Origin of the sequence: Terrabacter sp. Soil810, from assembly GCF_001429645.1 — a bacterium.
GTDB lineage: Bacteria > Actinomycetota > Actinomycetes > Actinomycetales > Dermatophilaceae > Terrabacter.
This window is the reverse complement of sequence record NZ_LMSW01000011.1, coordinates 1,812,975-1,833,974: the sequence shown is the minus strand read 5'-3', so window position 1 is coordinate 1,833,974 and position 21,000 is coordinate 1,812,975. Positions and strand designations below refer to the sequence as shown.

Below are 21,000 nucleotides of genomic sequence, written 5' to 3'. Positions count from 1 at the left end.
GGCTGAGGGGTCGACCACAGAGCACGTCACCAGGGGAGCAGCACACCGTGAACGTCCCGCCCACCTCGACCCTTCGGGAGGGTCTCGCCGTCATCGGCCGGGGCATCAAGGGCCAGCCGCGCTGGTTCTCCCTCGCCGTGGTCGGCAGCGTCGTCTACGGCGTCATGACGAGCCTGACGGCGGCGGCCATCGGCTTCGTGGTCCAGCACGCCATCTCGCCCGCCATCGAGGCCGGATACGTCACCCCGTCCCAGCTGTGGTTCATCGGCGGTGTCATGGCCGCAGTCGTGCTCACGACGATCATCGGTGTCATCGGCCGCCGCATCGCCGGCGGCGTCGCGATGTACAACCTCGGCGCGATGTACCGCGGCCAGGTCACGCGCCAGTACCTCCGGCTCCCGCTCAGCTGGCACCACAAGCACCCGTCCGGTCAGCTGCTCTCCAACGCGAACGCCGACGTCGAGGCGACGTGGAACATCTTCGCGCCGCTGCCGATGGCCCTCGGTGTCGTCGTCATGCTCGTCTTCGGCATCGTCCAGATGGTCATCGTCGACCCCTGGCTCGCGCTCGTGGGGCTCACCGTCTTCCCGATGCTCTTCCTGGCCAACGTCGCCTTCCAGCGAGCCATGTCGCCGCGGGTCACGCGAGCGCAGCAGCTGCGCGCCGACGTCTCCGAGGTGGCCCACGAGAGCTTCGAGGCGGCGCTCATCGTCAAGTCGCTCGGCCGAGAGGACCACGAGGCCGAGCGCTTCCGCGTCGTCACCCACGAGCTGCGCGACGCCAACATCGAGGTCGGCCGCACGCGTGGCCGCTTCGACCCCGCCATCGAGGCCATCCCCACGATCGGGACGCTCGCCGTGCTCTTCGTCGGCACCCTCCGGGTGAGCAGCGGCCAGCTCACGGCCGGCCAGGTCGTCCAGATCGCCTACCTCTTCTCGATCCTCGCCTTCCCCGTGCGAGCCCTCGGGTGGGTCCTCGCCGAGCTGCCGCGCGCCGTCGTCGGGTGGAAGCGCGTCTCGGCCGTCCTGGACGCGACGGGCAGCATGACCTTCGGTGACCGTTCGCTGCCCCGGGGCACCGCGAGCCACCTGCAGGCCGAGCGACTCGCGTACGCCTATGAGATCGAGACCGAGACGGGCGAGGCCGACCGCAACCCGGCGGTCGTCGACGTCACCCTCGACGTCGCGCCCGGAGCGACGGTCGCGATCGTCGGGCCCACGGGCAGCGGCAAGTCGACGCTGACCAACCTCGTCATGCGGCTCGTCGACCCCGACTCGGGGGCGGTGCTCGTCGACGACGTCGACCTGCGCGAGGTGCGCCATGGCGGCATCAGCGACGTCGCTGCGCTCGTCGCGCAGCAGACCTTCATGTTCGACGACACCGTCCGCGGCAACATCACCCTCGGTGTCGAGCACGACGACGAGAGCGTCTGGCGCGCGCTGCACGTGGCGCAGGGCGCCGGCTTCGTCGAGAAGCTGCCCGACGGTCTCGAGACCCACGTCGGCGAGCGCGGCGCGAGCCTCTCCGGCGGACAGCGCCAGCGCATCGCCCTGGCCCGTGCCGTGATCCGTGAGCCGCAGCTGCTCATCCTCGACGACGCCACGTCGGCCGTCGACCCGAGCGTCGAGCAGGCCATCCTCGCCCGGCTCCGAGAGGCGAGCTCGGGCACCACCGTCCTCGTCGTCGCCTACCGCATGGCCACGATCCTGCTCGCCGACGAGGTCGTCTACCTCGAGGGCGGTCGGGTCGTCGACCACGGCTCCCACGACCAGCTCCTCGGCCGGTGCGTCGGCTACGAGCGGCTCGTCACGGCATACGCCCGCGAGGCCGCGGAGCGCGAGGCCATCGCGGCCGCCGAGGAGCGCGACGAGCCCGGGCTCGGCGCCGACGCGGCCGAGGAGGTCTCCCGATGAGCATGCGGTCGCAGGTCCTCGTCGAGCACCACGGTGTCGCCACGGGCAAGGAGATGACGACGTGGCAGACGCTGCGTCGTGGTGTCGAGCTCTCACCCGAGCTGCGCAAGGGCATCTGGGTGACGGTGCTGCTCGCCGTGCTCTCGACCCTCGGCCGGGTGCTCGTGCCGTTCGTCGTCCAGCGCATCACCGACAACGGTCTCCTCGCCGAGGGCGGTCCCGACACCCAGGTCGTGGCCGTCTACATCGGCGTCGCCCTCGTCGGCGTCGCCGTGACGGCGGTCTCCGCCTACTTCGTCAACATCCGCCTCTTCCGGTCGTCCGAGAACGGCCTGGCGACGTTGCGTCTCAGGGCTTTCCGGCACATCCACGACCTCGCGATGCTCACGCAGAACACCGAGCGGCGCGGGTCGCTCGTCTCCCGCGTCACGTCCGACGTCGACACGATCTCGATGTTCGTGCAGTTCGGCGGGCTCATGCTCATGATCAACATCGCGCAGATCTCGCTCGCGACGGTGCTCATGGTCGTCTACAGCCCGCTCCTCGGCCTCGTCGTGTGGCTGTGCTTCGTGCCGCTCTTCGTCATCATCCGCAAGTTCCAGGGCATCGTCGGCCGGGCCTACACGAAGGTGCGCGAACGCGTCGGCGACATGCTCGGAGCCATCTCCGAGGCCGTTGTCGGGGCGCAGGCCATCCGCGCCTACGGCGTCGAGGACCGCACCGCCGAGCGCATCGACGCCGCGGTCGAGGCGCACCGCAAGGCGGCCATCGGCGCCCAGGCCCGCTCGGTCGTGGCGTTCACGTCGGGGCAGCTCGTCTCCGGACTCACCACGGCAGTCGTCCTCGTCGTCGGCACCGTGCTCGCAGCCCGCGGCAGCCTGACGCTGGGAGAGCTGCTCGCCTTCCTCTTCCTCGTCAACCTCTTCACGCAGCCGGTCCAGCAGGCCACCGAGATCCTCAACGAGATGCAGAACGCCGTCGCCGGATGGCGCCGGGTCATCGGCATCATCGACACCCCCGCCGACGTCTCAGACCCGGGCGACTCCGGCGTCACCCTGCCGCGCGGACCGATCACCGTGCAGTTCAACGAGGTCGGCTTCGCCTACCCCGGTGGCGCGCCCGTGCTCCACGACATCGACCTGACGATCGCGCCGCGCAGCCGCGTCGCGATCGTCGGCGAGACCGGGTCGGGCAAGTCGACCCTCGCCAAGCTGCTCACCCGGCTCATGGACTCCAGCAGCGGTCAGGTGCTCCTCGACGGCGTCGACCTGCGCACGATCCGCTTCTCGTCACTGCGGTCCCGCGTCGTGCTCGTCCCCCAGGAGGGGTTCCTCTTCGACGGCACGCTGCTCGACAACATCCGCTTCGGCCGTCCAGAGGCGAGCGAGCAGGACGTGCGCCTCACCCTCACCGAGCTCGGTCTCGACCCGTGGGTCTCGACGCTCCCGCTGGGTCTGGCGACCGACGTGGGCCAGCGTGGCGAGTCGTTGTCGGCCGGCGAGCGCCAGCTCGTCGCACTGGCCCGGGCCTACCTCGCCGACCCCGACCTGCTCGTCCTCGACGAGGCGACGTCGGCCGTCGACCCGAGCACGGAGGTGCGGATCCAACGCGCCCTCGACTCGCTGACCCGCGGGCGCACCTCGATCGCGATCGCGCACCGGCTCTCGACGGCCCAGGCCGCCGACGAGGTGATCGTCGTCGATGCCGGTCGCATCGTCGAGCGCGGACACCACACCGAGCTCGTCCGACTCGGAGGCGTCTACTCCCGGCTCCACGAGTCCTGGGTCGCCCAGCAGCAGGCGGTCTGACGGCGAGACCGAGTGCCGGGTTCGGTCCGGGCGGCGGCAGAATGGGCGGGTGACCGACGCCCTCGACCCGACGCCAGCTGCCACGCCCGACCCCTCGACGCTCGACCCGCAGATCGCCGAGCTGCTCAAGCGCGACGAGCACGGCCTCGTGGCCGCCGTGGTGCAGCAGCACGACACGGGCGACGTCCTGATGGTCGGCTGGATGGACGACGAGGCCCTGCGCCGCACCCTCGGAGAGGGCCGGGTGACGTTCTGGTCGCGCAGCCGTCAGGAGTACTGGCGCAAGGGCGACACGAGCGGCCACGTGCAGTGGGTCAAGGGCGTGCGCCTCGACTGCGACGGCGACGCCCTCCTCGTGAGCGTCGACCAGGTCGGTGCGGCCTGCCACACGGGGGACCGCACCTGCTTCGACGCGCGCGTCCTCCCCGCCACCGTCGGCGAGCCCACCCCCACGGCCTGAACCCCGGCTCCAGTGTGCGCTCCGTCCCACTCGAGGGTGGTGGGGAGCGGCGGCCGCGTGTTCGACGGGTGAGGCGGGGCCACGGCATACGACGGCGTGGGCCAGAATGGCTCGGTGCCCGACTCGAACACCTCGCTCGCCGCCGCGCCCGCGCCACACGCCGACCTCGCGTGGGGCCGCACGTGGCCGAGCCTCGAGGTCTTCACCGAGCTCGCGCTCGAGCACCGTCGCGTCATCCCCGTCGTACGCCGTGTGCTGGCCGACGCCGAGACGCCCGTCGGCGTCTACCGCAAGCTCGCGAAGGACGCGCCGGGCACCTTCCTGCTCGAGTCCGCCGAGCACGGCGGCGTGTGGTCGCGCTACTCCATCGTCGGGGCCCGCAGTGCGGCGACGCTGACCGAGAAGGACGGCCGCGCGCACTGGATCGGCGAGCCGCCGGTCGGGCTGCCCACCGACGGAGACCCGACCGCGGCCGTCCGCGACACGGTCGCCGCCCTCGCGACGCCGCGGACGCCGGGGCTGCCGCCGCTCACGGGTGGTCTCGTCGGCGCCATCACCTACGACGCCGTCCGGCGCTGGGAGAAGGTGCCCGACGGCGGTCGCGACGAGCTCGACCTGCCTGAGGTGGCGATGATGCTCGCCACCGACCTCGCGGTCTTCGACCACAGCGACGGGTCGCTGCTGCTCATCGCCAACGCCGTCAACCACGACGCCACCGACGAGCGCATCGAGGACGCCTGGGCCGACGCCGTCAGCCGTCTCGACCGGATGACCGACGAGCTCGCAGCCCCCGCGCCGAGCACCGTGGCCACCATCGAGCCCATCGACAGCCATCCGACGAGCAGCCACACGCAGGCCGAGTACGAGGAGATGGTCGAGGAGGCCAAGGAGGCGATCCGGGCCGGCGAGGCCTTCCAGATCGTCGTCTCGCAGCGCTTCACCGTGCCGTGTCGTGCCGACGCCCTCGACGTCTACCGGGCGCTGCGGGTCAGCAACCCCAGCCCCTACATGTACCTCCTGCGGCTCCCGCACCCCGACGGCACGGCCTACGACATCGTCGGCTCGAGCCCCGAGGCCCTCATCAAGGTGACGGGACGCCAGGCGATCACCCACCCCATCGCCGGCTCGCGGCCCCGTGGCAAGAGCCCGGACCACGACGCGCACCTCGCCGAGGAGCTGCTCGGCGACGCGAAGGAGCGGGCCGAGCACCTCATGCTCGTCGACCTCGCCCGCAACGACCTCCAGCGCATCTGCCGCGCCGGCACCGTCGACACGGTCGACTTCATGTCGATCCGACGCTACAGCCACATCATGCACATCGAGTCGACGGTCGTCGGTGACCTGCGCGACGACCAGAGCGCCTACGACGCGCTCGTCGCGACGTTCCCCGCCGGCACGCTGAGCGGGGCGCCGAAGCCGCGCGCCATGGCGCTCATCGACGCCTACGAGGGGCTGCGCCGCGGTCTCTACGGCGGCGTCGTCGGCTACCTCGACTTCGCCGGCGACCTCGACATGGCCATCGCGATCCGCACCGCGCTCATCAAGGACGGGCGTGCCCACGTCCAGGCCGGCGCCGGCATCGTCGCCGACTCGGTGCCCCACCTCGAGTACGAGGAGACGGTCAACAAGGCGGCCGCCGCCCTGCGTGCCGTGGCCGCCGCCGCGGGCCTGCGTCCCCTGGGGGACCACCGCCCATGACCTCCCGCCTCCGTCCCGGCGCCCTCGACAAGAAGCGCGCGGCCCTCGTCGTCCTCGTCCCCGCGGCCCTGCTGCTCGGCCTCACGACCCGTGCGTGGGCGGTCGGTGAGTCCAGGGACGTCCTCAGCCAGGCGATCACCGAGGTGACCGGTGGCACCGCGGCACCGGGCGTCGTCGGCCTCACCGCCGTCTGCATGGTGGCCCTGCTCGGCCTCATGACGGGCGGCCGCGTCATCCGGGCCGTCGCCGCGGCCGTCATCGTGCTGGCCTCGCTGGGCGCGCTGGCGATGACCGTCCTCGTCGCCCTGCGGCCGGTCGACACGGTGGCCGACGCCGTCGCCCGCGAGCTCGCCCGCACGACCGCCCCGGCCGCCACGGGCTCGAGCACCGCGGGGGTGTGGCTCGCCGTCGTCGCGGCGGTGCTGCTGGCCGTCGGGTCCCTGCTCGCGGCCGTGTCGAGCCGCACCTGGGCCGGGCTCTCCGGCCGCTACGAGCGGGGCGGCAAGCCCGAGAGCGGCCCGCGCGGAGAGGTCCGCACGACCTGGGACGAGCTGTCCGAGGGGCGGGACCCGACCCTGCGCGACGCTCCTGACGAGACCTGACAGAATGAACCCCGTCGGCCCGCACGCGAGTGGAGCCGATCGGACCAGAGAGGACCCCATGGAAGAGCAGCACGAGGACCACGGTCACAGCACCGCCGCCTGGACCGGGGTCGGGATCATCCTGCTCGGCACGGCCATCGCGTCCGTCGCCGTCGTCATCCCCAGCCTGGTCCTCGGCATCATCGGTGCCGTCGTCATCGTGGCCGGTGTCGCCGCGGGCAAGACGATGTCCATGGCCGGCTACGGCAACGACGGGCACCACGCGCAGGCGGGCTCGATCGTCGACGCCCCCGACGAGACGGGCGCCGACACCGTCGGCAAGAGCTGAGCGCAGTGCCGACGGTTCTCGACGGGATCATCAGCGGCGTCCGCGAGGATCTCGGACGCCGTCGTGCCGCGCTGCCGCTCGCTGAGCTCGAGGCGCGGCTCGCGACCGTGGGCCCGGCGCTCGACCCGATGCCGGGCATCCGTTCCGCCGAGGGCGTCGCCGTCATCGCCGAGGTCAAGCGCTCGAGCCCGAGCAAGGGCGCGCTCGCCGAGATCCCCGAGCCCGGCCTGCTGGCGCGGTCGTATGCCGCCGGGGGAGCGAGTGCCATCAGCGTGCTCACCGAGGAGCGGCGGTTCTCAGGCAGCCTCGCCGACCTCGACGAGGTGCGCGCGGCGGTCCGGACCCCCTTGCTGCGCAAGGACTTCATGGTCGACGCCTACCAGGTGACCGAGGCCCGCGCCCACGGCGCCGACCTCGTCCTCCTCATCGTCGCAGCGCTCGACGACGCGCTCATGCGTGACCTGCACGACCAGGCGCTCGCGCTCGGCATGACCGCCCTGATCGAGGTGCACGACGCCGCCGAGCTCGACCGGGCCCTCGCCCTCGACCCCGTCCTCGTGGGCGTCAACGCCCGCAACCTCAAGACCCTCGAGGTCGACTCCCGCACCGTCACCGACCTGCTGCCGCGCGTGCCCGCGGGCGTCGTCGGGGTGGCCGAGTCCGGTGTCGGTGGTCCCGACGACGTGGCCGCCTACGTGCGCGCCGGCGCGGGTGCCGTGCTCGTCGGCGAGGCCCTCGTCAAGAACGGCGCCCCGGAGGCCGCGATCCGCGGCTTCATCGACGCCGCGACCGCGGTCCGGGCCCCGGCCCGCCCCGGCGCGGCAGGAGAGTGAGCATGACCACGACATCCAACGTGCCGGCATACGGCCGCTTCGGGGGTTTCGGCGGACGCTACGTCCCCGAGGCGCTCGTCCCCGCCCTCGAGCAGCTCGAGGAGGTCTGGCGCAAGGCCGTCGTCGACCCGGAGTTCGTCGGTGAGCTCGAGCGCCTCCAGCGCACCTACACGGGCCGGCCGAGCATCATCACCGAGGTGCCGCGCTTCGCCGAGCACTGCGGGGGTGCCCGCGTCATCCTCAAGCGCGAGGACCTCAACCACACCGGCTCGCACAAGATCAACAACGTGCTGGGCCAGGCCCTGCTGACCAAGCGGATGGGCAAGACGCGCGTCATCGCCGAGACCGGCGCCGGCCAGCACGGAGTCGCCACGGCGACCGCGGCCGCCCTGCTCGGGCTCGAGTGCGTCGTCTACATGGGCCGCAAGGACACCGAGCGCCAGGCGCTCAACGTCGCCCGGATGCGCCTGCTCGGCGCCGAGGTCGTCCCGGTCGACAACGGCAGCAAGACGCTCAAGGACGCCGTCAACGAGGCGTTCCGCGACTGGGTCGCCAACGTCGCGACGACGCACTACGTCCTCGGCACCGTGACCGGCCCGCACCCCTTCCCCGAGATGGTCCGCGACTTCCACCGCGTCATCGGGGTCGAGGCGCGCCAGCAGGTGCTCGACCTCGTCGGGCGCCTGCCCGACGCCGTGCTCGCCTGCGTCGGCGGCGGCTCCAACGCGATGGGCATCTTCCACCGCTTCATCGACGACGAGTCCGTCCGGCTCATCGGCTTCGAGGCGGGCGGCGAGGGCGTCGAGTCGGGCAAGCACGCCGCGCGCTTCTCCGCCGGCATCCCCGGGGTGCTCCACGGCGCCTTCACCTACGTCATGCAGGACGAGGACGGCCAGACCGTCGAGTCGCACAGCGTCTCGGCCGGTCTCGACTACCCCAGCGTCGGCCCCGAGCACGCCCACCTGCTCGAGTCGGGGCGGGCCGAGTACCGCCCCGTCACCGACGTCGAGGCGATGGAGGCGTTCTCGCTGCTGTCGCGCACCGAGGGCATCCTCCCCGCGATCGAGAGCGCGCACGCCCTCGCCGGTGCGATGAAGGTCGGGCGCGAGCTCGGCCCCGACGCCATCCTGCTCGTCAACCTGTCAGGGCGCGGCGACAAGGACGTCCACACGGCTGCCGAGTGGTTCGGCCTCATCGCTGACGACGGGTCGCCCCGGCTGCCGGACGACGACGGCGCCAAGGGCATGGGGGAGCAGCAGTGAGTGTCGGTCTCATCATCGAGAAGTGCCGCGCCGACAACCGCGCAGCCCTCATCGGCTACCTCCCCGTCGGCTTCCCGTCGGTCGAGGGGTCGATCACCGCGATGAAGGTCCTCGTCGAGTCCGGCGTCGACATCATCGAGATCGGGGTGCCCTACAGCGACCCCGTCATGGACGGCCCGGTCATCCAGGACGCCGCCGTGCGCGCCCTCGCCCGTGGTGTCCGCCTTGGCGACATCTTCACCGCCGCCCGCGAGGTCTCCGGCGCCGGAGCCGGTGCGCTCGTCATGACGTACTGGAACCCCGTCCTGCGCTACGGCGTCGAGCGTTTCGCCACCGACCTCGCGGCGGCCGGGGGAGCCGGGCTCATCACGCCCGACCTCATCCCCGACGAGGCCGGTGAGTGGATCGCCGCGGCAGACGCCCACGACCTCGACAAGGTCTTCCTCGTCGCGCCCAGCTCGACACCCGAGCGGCTCGCCGCCGTGACCTCCCAGTGCCGGGGTTTCGTCTACGCGACCGCCGTCATGGGCGTGACCGGTGCGCGGGCCAGCGTCGGCGAGGCGGCCGACGCGCTCGTCTCCCGCACCCGCGAGCACACCGACCTGCCGGTCTGCGTCGGGCTCGGTGTCTCGACCGGTGACCAGGCTGCCGAGGTCGGGCGCTACGCCGACGGCGTCATCGTCGGATCGGCGCTCGTGCGCTGCCTCACCGAGGCCGACTCCGAGGAGCAGGGGCTCGAGGCGCTCGGCGCCCTGGCCCGCGAGCTCGCCGACGGCGTCCGTCGGGGCCGGTCGTGAGCGTGCTCGCCGGCGTGCCGACCGCGCTGGGTGCCGCCCTCCCGGCCGACATCCCGTCGCCCAGCGTCGGCGTCTGGCACCTCGGTCCACTGCCGATCCGCGGCTACGCCATGTGCATCCTCGCCGGCATCGTCGTCGCCGTCTGGCTGACGCAGAAGCGCCTCGAGGCCCGAGGGCACCGCAAGGGCATCGCCATCGACATCTCCGCGTGGGCCGTGCCGTTCGGCATCGTCGGCGGACGCCTCTACCACCTCGTCACGACGCCGCAGCCGTACTTCGGCGAGAACGGCGACCCGTGGAAGGCGTTCGCCATCTACGAGGGTGGTCTCGGCATCTGGGGCGCCGTCGCGCTGGGAGCCGTCGGCGCGTGGATCGGCTGCCGCAAGAACGGCGTGGCCTTCCGTGACTTCGTCGACGCAGCGGCACCCGGGCTGGCGATCGCCCAGGCCATGGGTCGCTTCGGCAACTGGTTCAACAACGAGATCTACGGTGCGCCCACCGACCTGCCGTGGAGGCTGCGCATCTACGAGTGGGACACCTCCCTCGGCCGCGCCGTCGTCGACGCCCAGGGCAACCCGGTCGTCAAGGGCTACTTCCACCCGACGTTCCTCTACGAGGCGCTCTGGTGCCTGCTGCTCGCGGCCTTCCTCATCTGGCTCGGCCGCCACCGTCAGCTCAAGGCCGGCCAGGTCTTCGCCGCCTACGTCATGGGCTACCCCGTCGGCCGCATCGTCATCGAGAACATGCGCACCGACTCGGCCAACCTCATCCTCGGACAGCGCGTCAACACCTGGGTCTCGATCCTCGTGTTCCTGCTGGGCGTCTACCTGTGGCGGCACTTCGGCCGCATGGAGCAGCCCCCCGCACCGACCCCTCCGGACGACACGGTCGACGACGCGTCGGGCGAGCCGGACGAGCCGGACGAGGCCACCTCGGCCACCCAGGCGGGCGACACCGACGACGACGTCGTCGAAGATCCTTCGGCGGAGACCGTCGCAGACCGGCCGAACGACACCGTCCCCGGCGGCACGAAGGTGGACCGTCCGGCGCAGTCCTGATGCGTCCTTCCTCACGTCCCGACCGTCGACGTGAGCACGGCGTCTCACGATTCGGAATCCGCTGTATCAACAGGTAGGACGAGCGGTCCCTCCGATATCGTCGTCAGCAACGCCTGTGGCCAGTGCCGTCCACATGCCCTCAGTCATGTCGCGTGGCCCCGTCGCGGTCGCCCGCCTGGGACCCAGCAGAAGGACGGTGAAGATGCCGCCGCACACCCGCACCCGTGCCCTCTTCAGTGCACACCCGGAGAACTCCGGTCTCTACCGACGCGAGTTCGAGCACGACGCCTGCGGTGTCGCCCTCATCGCGACGATGCGGGGCACGGCGGGTCACGACATCGTCGACCACGCCCTCACGGCGCTGCGCAACCTCGACCACCGTGGCGCCACCGGCGCCGACCCGCTCGTCGGTGACGGCGCGGGCATCCTGACGCAGATCCCCGACGAGTTCTTCCGGTCCAGCGTCCCGTTCACGCTCCCCAACAACGGGGCGTATGCCGCGGGCATCGCCTTCCTGCCGCAGAACCCCATCGAGCGGGCCGCGGCCAAGGCCCGCATCGAGGAGATCGCGGTCGCCGAGAACCTCAAGGTGCTCGGCTGGCGCGAGGTCCCCGTCGAGGACGACCTCGTCGGCACCGTCGCGCGCGAGTGCATGCCGTTCTTCGAGCAGCTCTTCGTCAGCAGCTCGATCGGGCGGCAGGTGGCGCTCGGTCTCGACCGGCTCGCGTTCTGCCTGCGCAAGCGCGCCGAGCACGAGGTCGACGTCTACTTCGCCTCGCTCAGCTCCCGAACCATCGTCTACAAGGGCATGCTGACGACCGGCCAGCTCGAGCCGTTCTTCCCCGACCTGTCCGACCCGCGCTTCAAGAGCGAGCTCGCCCTCGTGCACTCGCGCTTCTCGACGAACACGTTCCCGTCGTGGCCCCTCGCGCACCCCTACCGCTTCATCGCCCACAACGGCGAGATCAACACCGTCAAGGGCAACCGCAACTGGATGCACGCCCGCGAGAGCCTGCTGACGTCCGACATCATCCCGGGCGACCTCGAGCGCATCTTCCCGGTCTGCACGCCGGAGGCGTCCGACTCGGCGAGCTTCGACGAGGTGCTCGAGCTGCTCCACCTCGGTGGGCGCTCGCTCCCGCACGCCGTGCTGATGATGATCCCGGAGGCGTGGGAGAACCACGCCACGATGGACCCGGCCCGCAAGGCGTTCTACGAGTTCCACTCGACCTTCATGGAGCCGTGGGACGGTCCGGCCAACGTCTGCTTCAGCGACGGCACCCTCGTCGGCGCGGTGCTCGACCGCAACGGCCTGCGCCCCGGCCGCTACACCGTCACCGACGACGGCCTCGTCGTCCTGGCGTCGGAGTCCGGCGTGCTCGAGCTCGACCCCGCGACGATCGTCCAGCGGGGACGCCTGCAGCCGGGCAAGATGTTCCTCGTCGACACCGAGCACGGCCGCATCGTCAGCGACGAGGAGATCAAGAGCCAGCTCGCCGCGGCGAAGCCGTATGCCGAGTGGCTGCACGCGGGCCTGATCCGCCTCGAGGACCTCCCGGAGCGCGAGCACATCGTGCACACGGCGGCCTCGGTCGCTCGCCGCCAGCAGACCTTCGGCTACACCGCGGAAGAGCTGCGCATCCTGCTGACGCCGATGGCCCGCTCCGGTGGCGAGGCGCTCGGCTCGATGGGCACCGACACGCCCATCGCCGTGCTGTCGTCGCGTCCACGGCTGCTCTTCGACTACTTCACCCAGCTCTTCGCGCAGGTGACCAACCCGCCGCTCGACGCGATCCGCGAGGAGCTCGTCACCTCGCTCGGCACCTACATGGGCCCGGAGGGCAACGCCCTGTCGGCCTCGCCGTCGCACGCGCGACAGCTCGTCCTCGACTTCCCGGTCATCGACAACGACGAGCTCGCCAAGATCGTGCACATCAACGCCGACGGTGACCTGCCCGGCTACGCCACGCACGTCGTCCGCGGGCTCTACGACGTCACGGGCGGAGCGGCCGCCATGCGCGACCGCCTCGAGGAGATCTTCGCCGAGGTCTCGCAGGCCATCTCGCGCGGCGCGCGCTTCGTCGTGCTCTCCGACCGCGACTCGGGCCGCGACCTCGCGCCCATCCCGTCGCTGCTCCTCACCGCCGCCGTGCACCACCACCTCATCCGCGAGAAGACCCGCACCCAGGTCGGTCTGCTCGTCGAGGCGGGCGACGTGCGCGAGGTCCACCATGTGGCCCTGCTCATCGGCTTCGGAGCGGCCGCGGTCAACCCCTACCTCGCGATGGAGACCGTCGAGGACCTCGTCCGCGCCGGCGAGATCGAGGGCGTCACGTCCGAGACGGCCGTCGCCAACCTCATCAAGGCGCTCGGCAAGGGTGTCCTCAAGGTCATGTCCAAGATGGGCATCTCGACCGTCGCGTCCTACCGCGGCGCCCAGGTCTTCGAGGCCATCGGCCTCGCCCAGCCGCTCGTCGACCGCTACTTCACCGGCACGGTCAGCCAGCTCGGCGGCGTCGGCCTCGACGTCATCGCCCGCGAGACCGCCGAGCGCCACGCGCGGGCCTACCCGCCGGACGGAGTCCACCAGCCGCACCGCACCCTCGAGGTCGGCGGCGAGTACCAGTGGCGCCGTGAGGGCGAGCCGCACCTCTTCGACCCCGAGACGGTCTTCCGCCTCCAGCACTCGACGCGCCAGCGCCGCTACGACATCTTCAAGCAGTACACCGGGCGCATCGACGACCAGACGTCGCGCCTCATGACGCTGCGCGGCCTCATGGCCTTCCGCCCGACGGGGGTCACCGGGCGTCTGCCCGTGCCGATCGAGGAGGTCGAGCCGGTCAGCGAGATCGTCAGGCGCTTCAACACCGGCGCGATGAGCTACGGCTCGATCTCCAAGGAGGCGCACGAGACGCTCGCGATCGCGATGAACCACCTCGGCGGTCGGTCCAACACCGGTGAGGGCGGCGAGGACATCGACCGTCTGCTCGACCCCGAGCGACGCTCCGCCGTCAAGCAGGTGGCGTCCGGGCGGTTCGGCGTGACGAGCCTCTACCTCACCCACTCCGACGACATCCAGATCAAGATGGCCCAGGGCGCCAAGCCCGGCGAGGGCGGGCAGCTGCCCGGGCACAAGGTCTACCCGTGGGTCGCCAAGACGAGGCACTCGACGCCCGGTGTCGGCCTCATCTCACCGCCACCGCACCACGACATCTACTCGATCGAGGACCTGGCGCAGCTGATCCACGACCTCAAGAACGCCAACCCGTCGGCCCGCATCCACGTCAAGCTCGTGTCCGAGATCGGCGTCGGCACGGTCGCCGCGGGCGTGTCCAAGGCGCACGCCGACGTCGTGCTCATCTCCGGCCACGACGGCGGCACGGGAGCCTCGCCGCTCACGTCGCTCAAGCACGCCGGTGCCCCCTGGGAGCTCGGTCTCGCCGAGGCCCAGCAGACCCTCGTGCTCAACGGCCTGCGCGACCGCATCGTCGTCCAGGTCGACGGGCAGCTCAAGACCGGTCGCGACGTGGTCGTGGCGGCCCTGCTCGGCGCCGAGGAGTTCGGTTTCGCGACCGCGCCGCTCGTCGTCTCGGGCTGCATCATGATGCGCGTCTGCCACCTCGACACGTGTCCGGTGGGCATCGCGACACAGAACCCCGAGCTGCGCTCGCGCTTCTCGGGCAAGCCGGAGTTCGTCGAGACCTTCTTCGAGTACATCGCCGAGGAGGTGCGCGAGCACCTGGCCTCGCTCGGGTTCCGCTCGATCGAGGAGGCCGTCGGCCAGGTCGGCAGCCTCGACCTCGACAAGGCCATCGCGCACTGGAAGGCGTCCGGCCTCGACCTCAGCCCGATCCTCGCCGTCGCCGACAACCCGACCGGCGGCACCCTGTACCAGTCGGCCACCCAGGACCACGGCCTCGACAAGGCGCTCGACAACGAGCTGCTGAGCCGAGCCCTGTCGGCCATCGAGAGCGGCGAGCCGGTGCGCACCGAGATCGCCGTGCGCAACGTCAACCGCACGGTCGGAACCATGCTCGGGCACCACGTGACCAAGGCGCACCCGCACGGTCTCGCCGACAACACGATCGAGCTGACGATGACCGGCTCCGGTGGGCAGTCCTTCGGGGCCTTCCTGCCCGCCGGCATCACGATGCAGCTCTTCGGCGACGCCAACGACTACGTCGGCAAGGGCCTGTCCGGCGGGCGCGTCGCGGTGCGTCCGCACCGTGACGCGGCCCTCGTGGCCGAGCAGAACGTCATCGGCGGCAACGTCATCGCCTACGGCGCCACGACCGGGCAGCTCTTCCTGCGCGGTGTCGTCGGCGAGCGGTTCTGCGTGCGCAACTCCGGTGCCCACGCCGTCGTCGAGGGCGTCGGCGACCACGGCTGCGAGTACATGACGGGCGGGACGGCCGTCGTGCTCGGCCGGACCGGGCGCAACTTCGCGGCCGGCATGTCCGGTGGCGTCGCCTACGTGCTCGACCTCGACGCCGACCTCGTCAACCGCGAGATGGTCGACCTGCTGCCGCTCCGGGCCGACGACGAGGAGCCGCTCCGCGAGCTGCTCGAAGGCCACGTCGGGTGGACCGAGTCGCCCGTCGCCCGCGCGCTGCTCGACGACTGGGCGGCTGCGCGCGAGCGCTTCACGCTCGTGCTCCCGCGCGACTTCCAGCGTGTCCTCGACGTCCGGGCCGAGGCCGAGGAACAGGGCCTCGACCTCGACGGACCCGAAGTGTGGAACCGGATCATGGAGGCTTCCCGTGGCTGACCCCCAAGGCTTTCTCACCACCCGTGAGCGCGAGCTCCCGGCCCGCCGTCCCGTCCCCGTGCGCATCCGGGACTGGAAGGAGGTCTACGAGGAGCAGGAGCTCGGGCAGCTCCAGCGCCAGGCCGGTCGCTGCATGGACTGCGGCATCCCGTTCTGCCACTCCGGCTGTCCGCTCGGCAACCTCATCCCCGAGTGGAACAACTTCGCGTGGCGCGGTGACTGGTCCGATGCCATCGAGCGGCTCCACGCGACCAACAACTTCCCCGAGTTCACCGGACGGCTGTGCCCGGCACCGTGCGAGACCGCGTGCGTGCTCGGCATCAACCAGCCGGCCGTGACGATCAAGCAGGTCGAGGTCACGACGATCGAGCGCGCCTTCGACGAGGGACTCGTCCAGCCGCTCCCGCCCGAGCGACTGTCGGGCAAGACCGTCGCCGTCGTCGGGTCGGGCCCGGCCGGTCTCGCCGCGGCCCAGCAGCTGACGCGCGCGGGTCACACGGTCGCCGTCTTCGAGCGGGCCGACAAGCCCGGGGGGCTGCTGCGCTACGGCATCCCCGAGTTCAAGATGGAGAAGTCGGTCCTCGACCGCCGTCTCGAGCAGATGGCCGCCGAGGGCACGCGCTTCCGCAACGGCATGGACGTCGGTGTCGACATCACCGGCCGCCAGCTGCGCGACCGCTACGACGCCGTCGTGCTCGCCCTCGGGGCCACGGTCCCGCGCGACCTCGACGTGCCGGGGCGGCAGCTCGGTGGCATCCACCAGGCCATGGACTACCTCCCGCAGGGAAACCGTGCAGCGCTGGGCGAGCAGGTGGAGGGCCAGATCCTCGCCACCGACAAGCACGTCATCGTCATCGGCGGCGGTGACACCGGCGCCGACTGCATCGGCACCGCCCACCGCCAGGGCGCGGCGTCCGTCACGAGCCTCGAGATCATGCCGCAGCCGGGGGAGGAGCGTCCGGGCAACCAGCCGTGGCCGACCTACCCGATGCTCTACCGCGTCGCGAGCGCCCACGAGGAGGGCGGCGAGCGCCTGTATGCCGTCAGCACGACGGAGTTCGTCGGCGACGACGACGGCAACGTCTCGGCGCTGCGCCTCACGGAGGTCGAGCTCGTCGACGGCCGGCTCACCCCCAAGCCGGGCACCGAGCGCGAGATCCCCGCGCAGCTCGTCCTCTTCGCGATGGGCTTCCTCGGTCCCCAGGGCCCGGGTGTCGTCGAACAGCTCGGGGTCGCCCTCGACGAGCGCAGCAACGTCGCGCGCGACAAGAACTTCATGAGCTCGGTCCCGGGCGTCTTCGTCGCCGGCGACGCCGGTCGTGGGCAGTCGCTCATCGTCTGGGCGATCGCCGAGGGCCGGGCCGCCGCAGCGGGCGTCGACGCGTGGCTCACCGGCTCGAGCTCGCTCCCGCGCCCGATCGGCCCGAGCGACCGCCCGGTCACCGTCTGACCGCGCCGGCCGGCATCCGACCACCCCGCCACACCCCGGCGTATGCCGTGTCGCCACCTCAGCGACACGGCATACGCTCATGATCACCCTGAGCCACAACGGAGCCCGCGCCGACGACGCCGCGGGGCGTCCCACTGGACGAACCCTCGTGGTGACCCACGTCACAGCACCCATAAGGTTGAAGCATGCGTCGCGCCAAGATCGTCTGCACGATCGGACCCAAGACCTCATCGCCCACCCAGCTCCGCGCCCTCGTCGACGCCGGCATGGACGTCGCCCGCCTCAACCTCTCCCACGGTGACCACTCCGTGCACGAGCAGGTCTACCGCGACTGCCGCGCCGCCAGCGACGCGTCCGGACGCGCCGTCGGCATCCTCGTCGACCTCCAGGGCCCCAAGATCCGCACCGGCCGCTTCTCCGGCGGTCCGGTGACCCTGAGTCCCGGCCAGCGCTTCACCATCACGACGCGCGAGGTCGACGGCGACGACACGATCGTCGGGACCACCTACGAAGGCCTGCCCGGTGACGTGACTCCCGGCGACCTCCTGCTCATCGACGACGGCAAGGTCATGCTCCGCGCGGTCGAGGTCACCGACACCGACGTGCTCACCGAGACCGTCATCGGCGGCCAGGTGAGCAACAACAAGGGCATCAACCTGCCGGGGGTGGCCGTCAGCGTGCCCGCCATGTCCGACAAGGACCGCGAGGACCTCCGTTTCGCGATGCGGCTCGGCGTCGACATGATCGCGCTGTCGTTCGTGCGCTCCGCCGACGACATCGTCGACGTCCACGCCGTCATGGACGAGTTCGGCGAGCGCATCCCCGTCATCGCCAAGATCGAGAAGCCGCAGGCTGTCGACAACCTCGAGGGCATCGTCGCGGCCTTCGACGGCATCATGGTCGCCCGTGGTGACCTCGGCGTCGAGATGCCGCTCGAGGACGTGCCCCTCGTGCAGAAGCGCGCCATCGAGCTCGCGCGGCGCGAGGCCAAGCCGGTCATCGTCGCCACGCAGGTGCTCGAGTCGATGATCGAGAACCCCCGCCCGACGAGGGCCGAGGCCTCCGACGCCGCCAACGCGGTGCTCGACGGCGCCGACGCGCTCATGCTCTCGGGCGAGACGTCGGTGGGTGCCTGGCCGATCGACTCGGTGCGCACCATGGCGCGCATCATCGAGTCCACCGAGGTCCACGGCCACGACAAGATCGCGCGGATGAAGACCAACCCCAAGACCGTCGGGGGCACGGTGACCAAGGCCGCTGCCGAGATCGGCGAGGTCATCGGGGCGAAGTTCCTCATCACGTTCACCGAGACCGGTGGGTCGGCGACCCGGATGGCCCGCATGCGTCCGCGGCTGCCGATGCTGGCCTTCACCTCCGACCCCCGCGTGCGCTCGCGCCTCGCCCTCGTCTGGGGGATCGAGACCTACCTCGTGCCGCGCATGCACCACACCGACCAGTTCGCCATGCAGGTCGACCTCAAGCTCATGCCCGAGGGTCGCGTCACCGAGGGTGACCGCGTCGTCATCGTCGCCGGCTCGCCTCCCGGCATCCCGGGCTCGACGAACGCGCTGCGCGTCCACCGGGTCGGCGACGCCGTCAACCGGGCGGCCCCGGCCTACCGGCCGGAGGAGGTCACGAGCTGAGCTCGGCCCGCATCGCACGACCGAGTGACCACGTACGCCGCCGGCACCCCCGGCGGCGTTCGTGTCCTCGCGGGTATGCTGGCGCGGCACTCCGGCCGGGGTGGTGGAATGGCAGACACGGGGCACTCAAAATGCTCTGGCCGCAAGGCCGTGCGGGTTCGAGTCCCGCCCTCGGCACCCTTTGCCGCCGCGCTCACGAGCGGGGTGGCCGCCTGCACGGACCCGCCCGGCCCGATCGCGACGCGGGGTTGACGGTCCCGAAACGCGCCGGAAACGTGGCCCCGGCTACGCTTTGCCCCGTGAGCACTGACGAGAGCACGACCCCCAGGCCGACACCCGCCACCGCCGCCGAGGCCTCCGGGTCACCCGCGTCCCCGGCCGCGTCCGAGGGGCTGTCGGCACCTGAGGACGCCACCGACACGGCGGCGCCGGTCACCGGGGCGACCCGCATCCTCGTCGCCGAGGACGAGGCCCTCATCCGCCTCGACCTCGTCGAGATGCTCGGCGAGCAGGGCTATGACGTCGTCGGCCAGGCGAGCAACGGCGAGCAGGCCGTCGAGCTCGCGAAGGAGGTCAGGCCCGACCTCGTCATCATGGACGTCAAGATGCCCGTCCTCGACGGGCTCTCGGCCGCCGAGCAGCTGCACGAGGCCAAGCTGTGCCCCGTCATCATGCTCACCGCCTTCTCCCAGACCGAGCTCGTCGAGCGCGCCCGCGACGCCGGCGTCATGGCCTACATCGTCAAGCCGTTCACCGCCGACGACCTGCGCCCCGCCATCGACATCGCCACCTCCCGCTGGCAGGAGCTCAAGGCCCTCGAGGCCGAGATCGCCGACCTCGGTGAGCGGCTCGAGACGCGCAAGCTCGTCGACCGCGCCAAGGGTGTGCTCATGACCCAGCTCAAGCTGAGCGAGTCCGACGCGTTCCGCTGGATCCAGAAGACCGCGATGGACCGTCGGCTCGGGATGAAAGAGGTCGCCGAGGCCGTCATCAACGGCTTTCCGGCGTCCTGACGCCCCGGACGCCGCACATCGTCCGGGAGCACGCCCGAACAGGTCACGACACGGTCACTCATCGCGAGTTTCTCGTGACCACGGTGCAGGGTGGGGCTTAGTCTCCAGTCAGCCCTCGACCGAGGGATGTGTGACATCAGGAGGACACCCGTGCGTTCTACCCTCAAGTTCGCTGTGCCGCTCGCGGTCGCAGCGCTTGCCCTCGGCGCCTGTGGCACCAAGGGGGGCGACACCGCCACACCGCCCGCCAGTGGTGGCGCTGCAGCCTGCGGCAACTACAAGATCGGCATGTTCGGTGCCCTCACCGGCCCGAACGCCAACCTTGGAATCTACATCCAGAACGGCGTGAACCTCGCCCTCGACGACTACAACAAGAAGCACGCGGACTGCAAGGTCACGCTCGAGAACTACGACTCGCAGGGTGACCCGACGCAGGCCCCCGCCCTGGCCAAGAAGGCCATCGACGACAAGAAGGTCGTCGGCATCGTCGGCCCGGCGTTCTCCGGTGAGTCCAAGGCCGCCGACCCGGCGTTCAACGAGGCCGGCCTCGTGACGATCACGCCGTCGGCAACCAACCCGAAGCTCGCCGACAACGGCTGGAAGACCTTCTTCCGCGCCCTCGGCAACGACGCCACCCAGGGCCCCGCGGCCTCCAAGTACATCAAGGACACCGTCAAGTCGACCAAGACGTTCGTCATCGACGACGCGTCCGAGTACGGCAAGGGCCTGGCCGACATCGTCCGCTCCGACCTCGGCGCACAGGTCATCGGCAACGACACCATCCAGCAGAAGCAGACCGACTTCAGCGCCTCCGTCACGAAGGTGACGAGCTCGGGCGCCGACGCGCTCTTCTTCGGTGGCTACTCGCCCGAGGCCGCGCCGCTCATCAAGCAGCTGCGCGACGCCGGCTGGAAGGGCACGTTCGTCGTGGCCGACGGTGTCAAGGACCAGTCCTTCATCGACAACGCCAAGGACGCCGCCGAGGGCACGATCATCACCTGCCCCTGCGTCCCCGCGGACGTGGCCCCGGACTTCCAGACCGCCTACAAGGCGAAGTACAACGAGGACCCCAACACCTACTCCGGTGAGGGCTACGACTCGGCCACGATCCTGCTCGACGGCATCGCCGCCGGCAAGGACCGCGCGAGCATGGTCGACTTCGTCAAGGCCTACGACAAGAAGGGCGTCACGAAGCAGCTGAAGTTCGACGCCAAGGGCGAGTCGGCCGACATCAAGGTGTTCGCCTACAAGGTCGAGGGCGGCAAGATCGTCTCCGTCGGCGAGATCAAGTAACGCGTTCGTCAACGAAGGGGGGCGGTCGGAGCAGTACGCTCCGACCGCCCCTCGTTCGGTTGGCGCTCGAGCCC

The 21,000-nt window shown here is 71.1% G+C and carries 15 protein-coding genes and 1 tRNA gene; all 16 read left to right on the top strand.

Translation table 11 applies throughout. The features are described from left to right. Positions 1-47: 47 nt before the first annotated feature. The 16 genes from ASG96_RS14385 (at position 48) to ASG96_RS14310 (ending at position 20,926) form a co-directional block, all read left to right on the top strand. The gene (locus tag ASG96_RS14385) at positions 48-1,913 is read left to right on the top strand and encodes an ABC transporter ATP-binding protein (RefSeq protein WP_057588282.1); all 1,866 of its coding nucleotides are present in this window, start codon (positions 48-50) and stop codon (positions 1,911-1,913) included. Further along, positions 1,910-3,721 carry an ABC transporter ATP-binding protein gene (locus ASG96_RS14380; protein WP_057588281.1) on the top strand — a complete coding sequence of 604 codons (1,812 nt, stop codon included), beginning with the start codon at positions 1,910-1,912 and terminating at the stop codon, positions 3,719-3,721. The genes ASG96_RS14385 and ASG96_RS14380 overlap by 4 nt, the downstream gene beginning before the upstream one ends. A 49-nt stretch (positions 3,722-3,770) precedes the next feature. Further along, complete coding sequence (gene hisI, locus ASG96_RS14375; RefSeq protein ID WP_056757356.1) at positions 3,771-4,181, top strand: phosphoribosyl-AMP cyclohydrolase; 411 nt, start codon at positions 3,771-3,773, stop codon at positions 4,179-4,181. 114 nt (positions 4,182-4,295) lie between these two features. Then, entirely contained in the window at positions 4,296-5,879 is a 1,584-nt protein-coding gene (locus tag ASG96_RS14370; RefSeq protein ID WP_056757353.1) for an anthranilate synthase component I, read from the top strand. Continuing rightward, complete coding sequence (locus tag ASG96_RS14365) at positions 5,876-6,481, top strand: Trp biosynthesis-associated membrane protein (protein WP_057588280.1); 606 nt, start codon at positions 5,876-5,878, stop codon at positions 6,479-6,481. The genes ASG96_RS14370 and ASG96_RS14365 overlap by 4 nt, the downstream gene beginning before the upstream one ends. A 58-nt stretch (positions 6,482-6,539) precedes the next feature. Beyond that, entirely contained in the window at positions 6,540-6,809 is a 270-nt protein-coding gene (locus tag ASG96_RS14360; protein WP_235506634.1) for an HGxxPAAW family protein, read from the top strand. Positions 6,810-6,814: 5 nt separating this feature from the next. Further along, positions 6,815-7,642: an indole-3-glycerol phosphate synthase TrpC gene (gene trpC / locus ASG96_RS14355; protein WP_057588279.1), complete on the top strand. Its 828-nt coding sequence runs from the start codon at positions 6,815-6,817 to the stop codon at positions 7,640-7,642. Between the two features lie 2 nt (positions 7,643-7,644). Continuing rightward, positions 7,645-8,904, top strand: coding sequence for a tryptophan synthase subunit beta (gene trpB, locus ASG96_RS14350; protein WP_056757342.1), 1,260 nt, complete (start codon positions 7,645-7,647; stop codon positions 8,902-8,904). Continuing rightward, complete coding sequence (gene trpA / locus ASG96_RS14345) at positions 8,901-9,701, top strand: tryptophan synthase subunit alpha (RefSeq protein WP_057588278.1); 801 nt, start codon at positions 8,901-8,903, stop codon at positions 9,699-9,701. The genes trpB and trpA overlap by 4 nt, the downstream gene beginning before the upstream one ends. Next, a complete protein-coding gene (gene lgt / locus ASG96_RS14340) occupies positions 9,698-10,759 on the top strand; it encodes a prolipoprotein diacylglyceryl transferase (protein WP_057588277.1) in 1,062 nt (353 codons plus the stop codon). Before trpA ends, lgt begins: the two co-directional genes overlap by 4 nt. 202 nt (positions 10,760-10,961) lie before the next feature. Beyond that, on the top strand, positions 10,962-15,527 hold the full coding sequence (gene gltB, locus ASG96_RS14335) for a glutamate synthase large subunit (RefSeq protein ID WP_057588451.1): 4,566 nt from the start codon (positions 10,962-10,964) through the stop codon (positions 15,525-15,527). Then, positions 15,520-16,977, top strand: a complete 1,458-nt coding sequence (locus ASG96_RS14330; protein WP_057588276.1) for a glutamate synthase subunit beta — start codon at positions 15,520-15,522, stop codon at positions 16,975-16,977. Before gltB ends, ASG96_RS14330 begins: the two co-directional genes overlap by 8 nt. Before the next feature lie 185 nt (positions 16,978-17,162). Beyond that, positions 17,163-18,620, top strand: a complete 1,458-nt coding sequence (gene pyk / locus ASG96_RS14325; RefSeq protein ID WP_056757328.1) for a pyruvate kinase — start codon at positions 17,163-17,165, stop codon at positions 18,618-18,620. A gap of 94 nt (positions 18,621-18,714) precedes the next feature. After that, a tRNA-Leu gene (locus ASG96_RS14320) sits at positions 18,715-18,797 on the top strand. Between the two features lie 122 nt (positions 18,798-18,919). Next, entirely contained in the window at positions 18,920-19,633 is a 714-nt protein-coding gene (locus ASG96_RS14315; RefSeq protein WP_082588720.1) for a response regulator, read from the top strand. A 150-nt stretch (positions 19,634-19,783) separates the two neighbouring features. Further along, positions 19,784-20,926, top strand: a complete 1,143-nt coding sequence (locus ASG96_RS14310) for a branched-chain amino acid ABC transporter substrate-binding protein (RefSeq protein ID WP_235506633.1) — start codon at positions 19,784-19,786, stop codon at positions 20,924-20,926. Positions 20,927-21,000 lie beyond the last annotated feature (74 nt).

Bases quoted from the DNA above. Each gene is read 5' to 3' on its own strand.
- ASG96_RS14380 (WP_057588281.1), top strand. From the start codon at position 1,910: ATGAGCATGCGGTCGCAGGTCCTCGTCGAGCACCACGGTGTCGCCACG.
- ASG96_RS14365 (WP_057588280.1), top strand. From the start codon at position 5,876: ATGACCTCCCGCCTCCGTCCCGGCGCCCTCGACAAGAAGCGCGCGGCC.
- ASG96_RS14360 (WP_235506634.1), top strand. From the start codon at position 6,540: ATGGAAGAGCAGCACGAGGACCACGGTCACAGCACCGCCGCCTGGACC.
- trpB (WP_056757342.1), top strand. From the start codon at position 7,645: ATGACCACGACATCCAACGTGCCGGCATACGGCCGCTTCGGGGGTTTC.
- gltB (WP_057588451.1), top strand. From the start codon at position 10,962: ATGCCGCCGCACACCCGCACCCGTGCCCTCTTCAGTGCACACCCGGAG.
- pyk (WP_056757328.1), top strand. From the start codon at position 17,163: ATGCGTCGCGCCAAGATCGTCTGCACGATCGGACCCAAGACCTCATCG.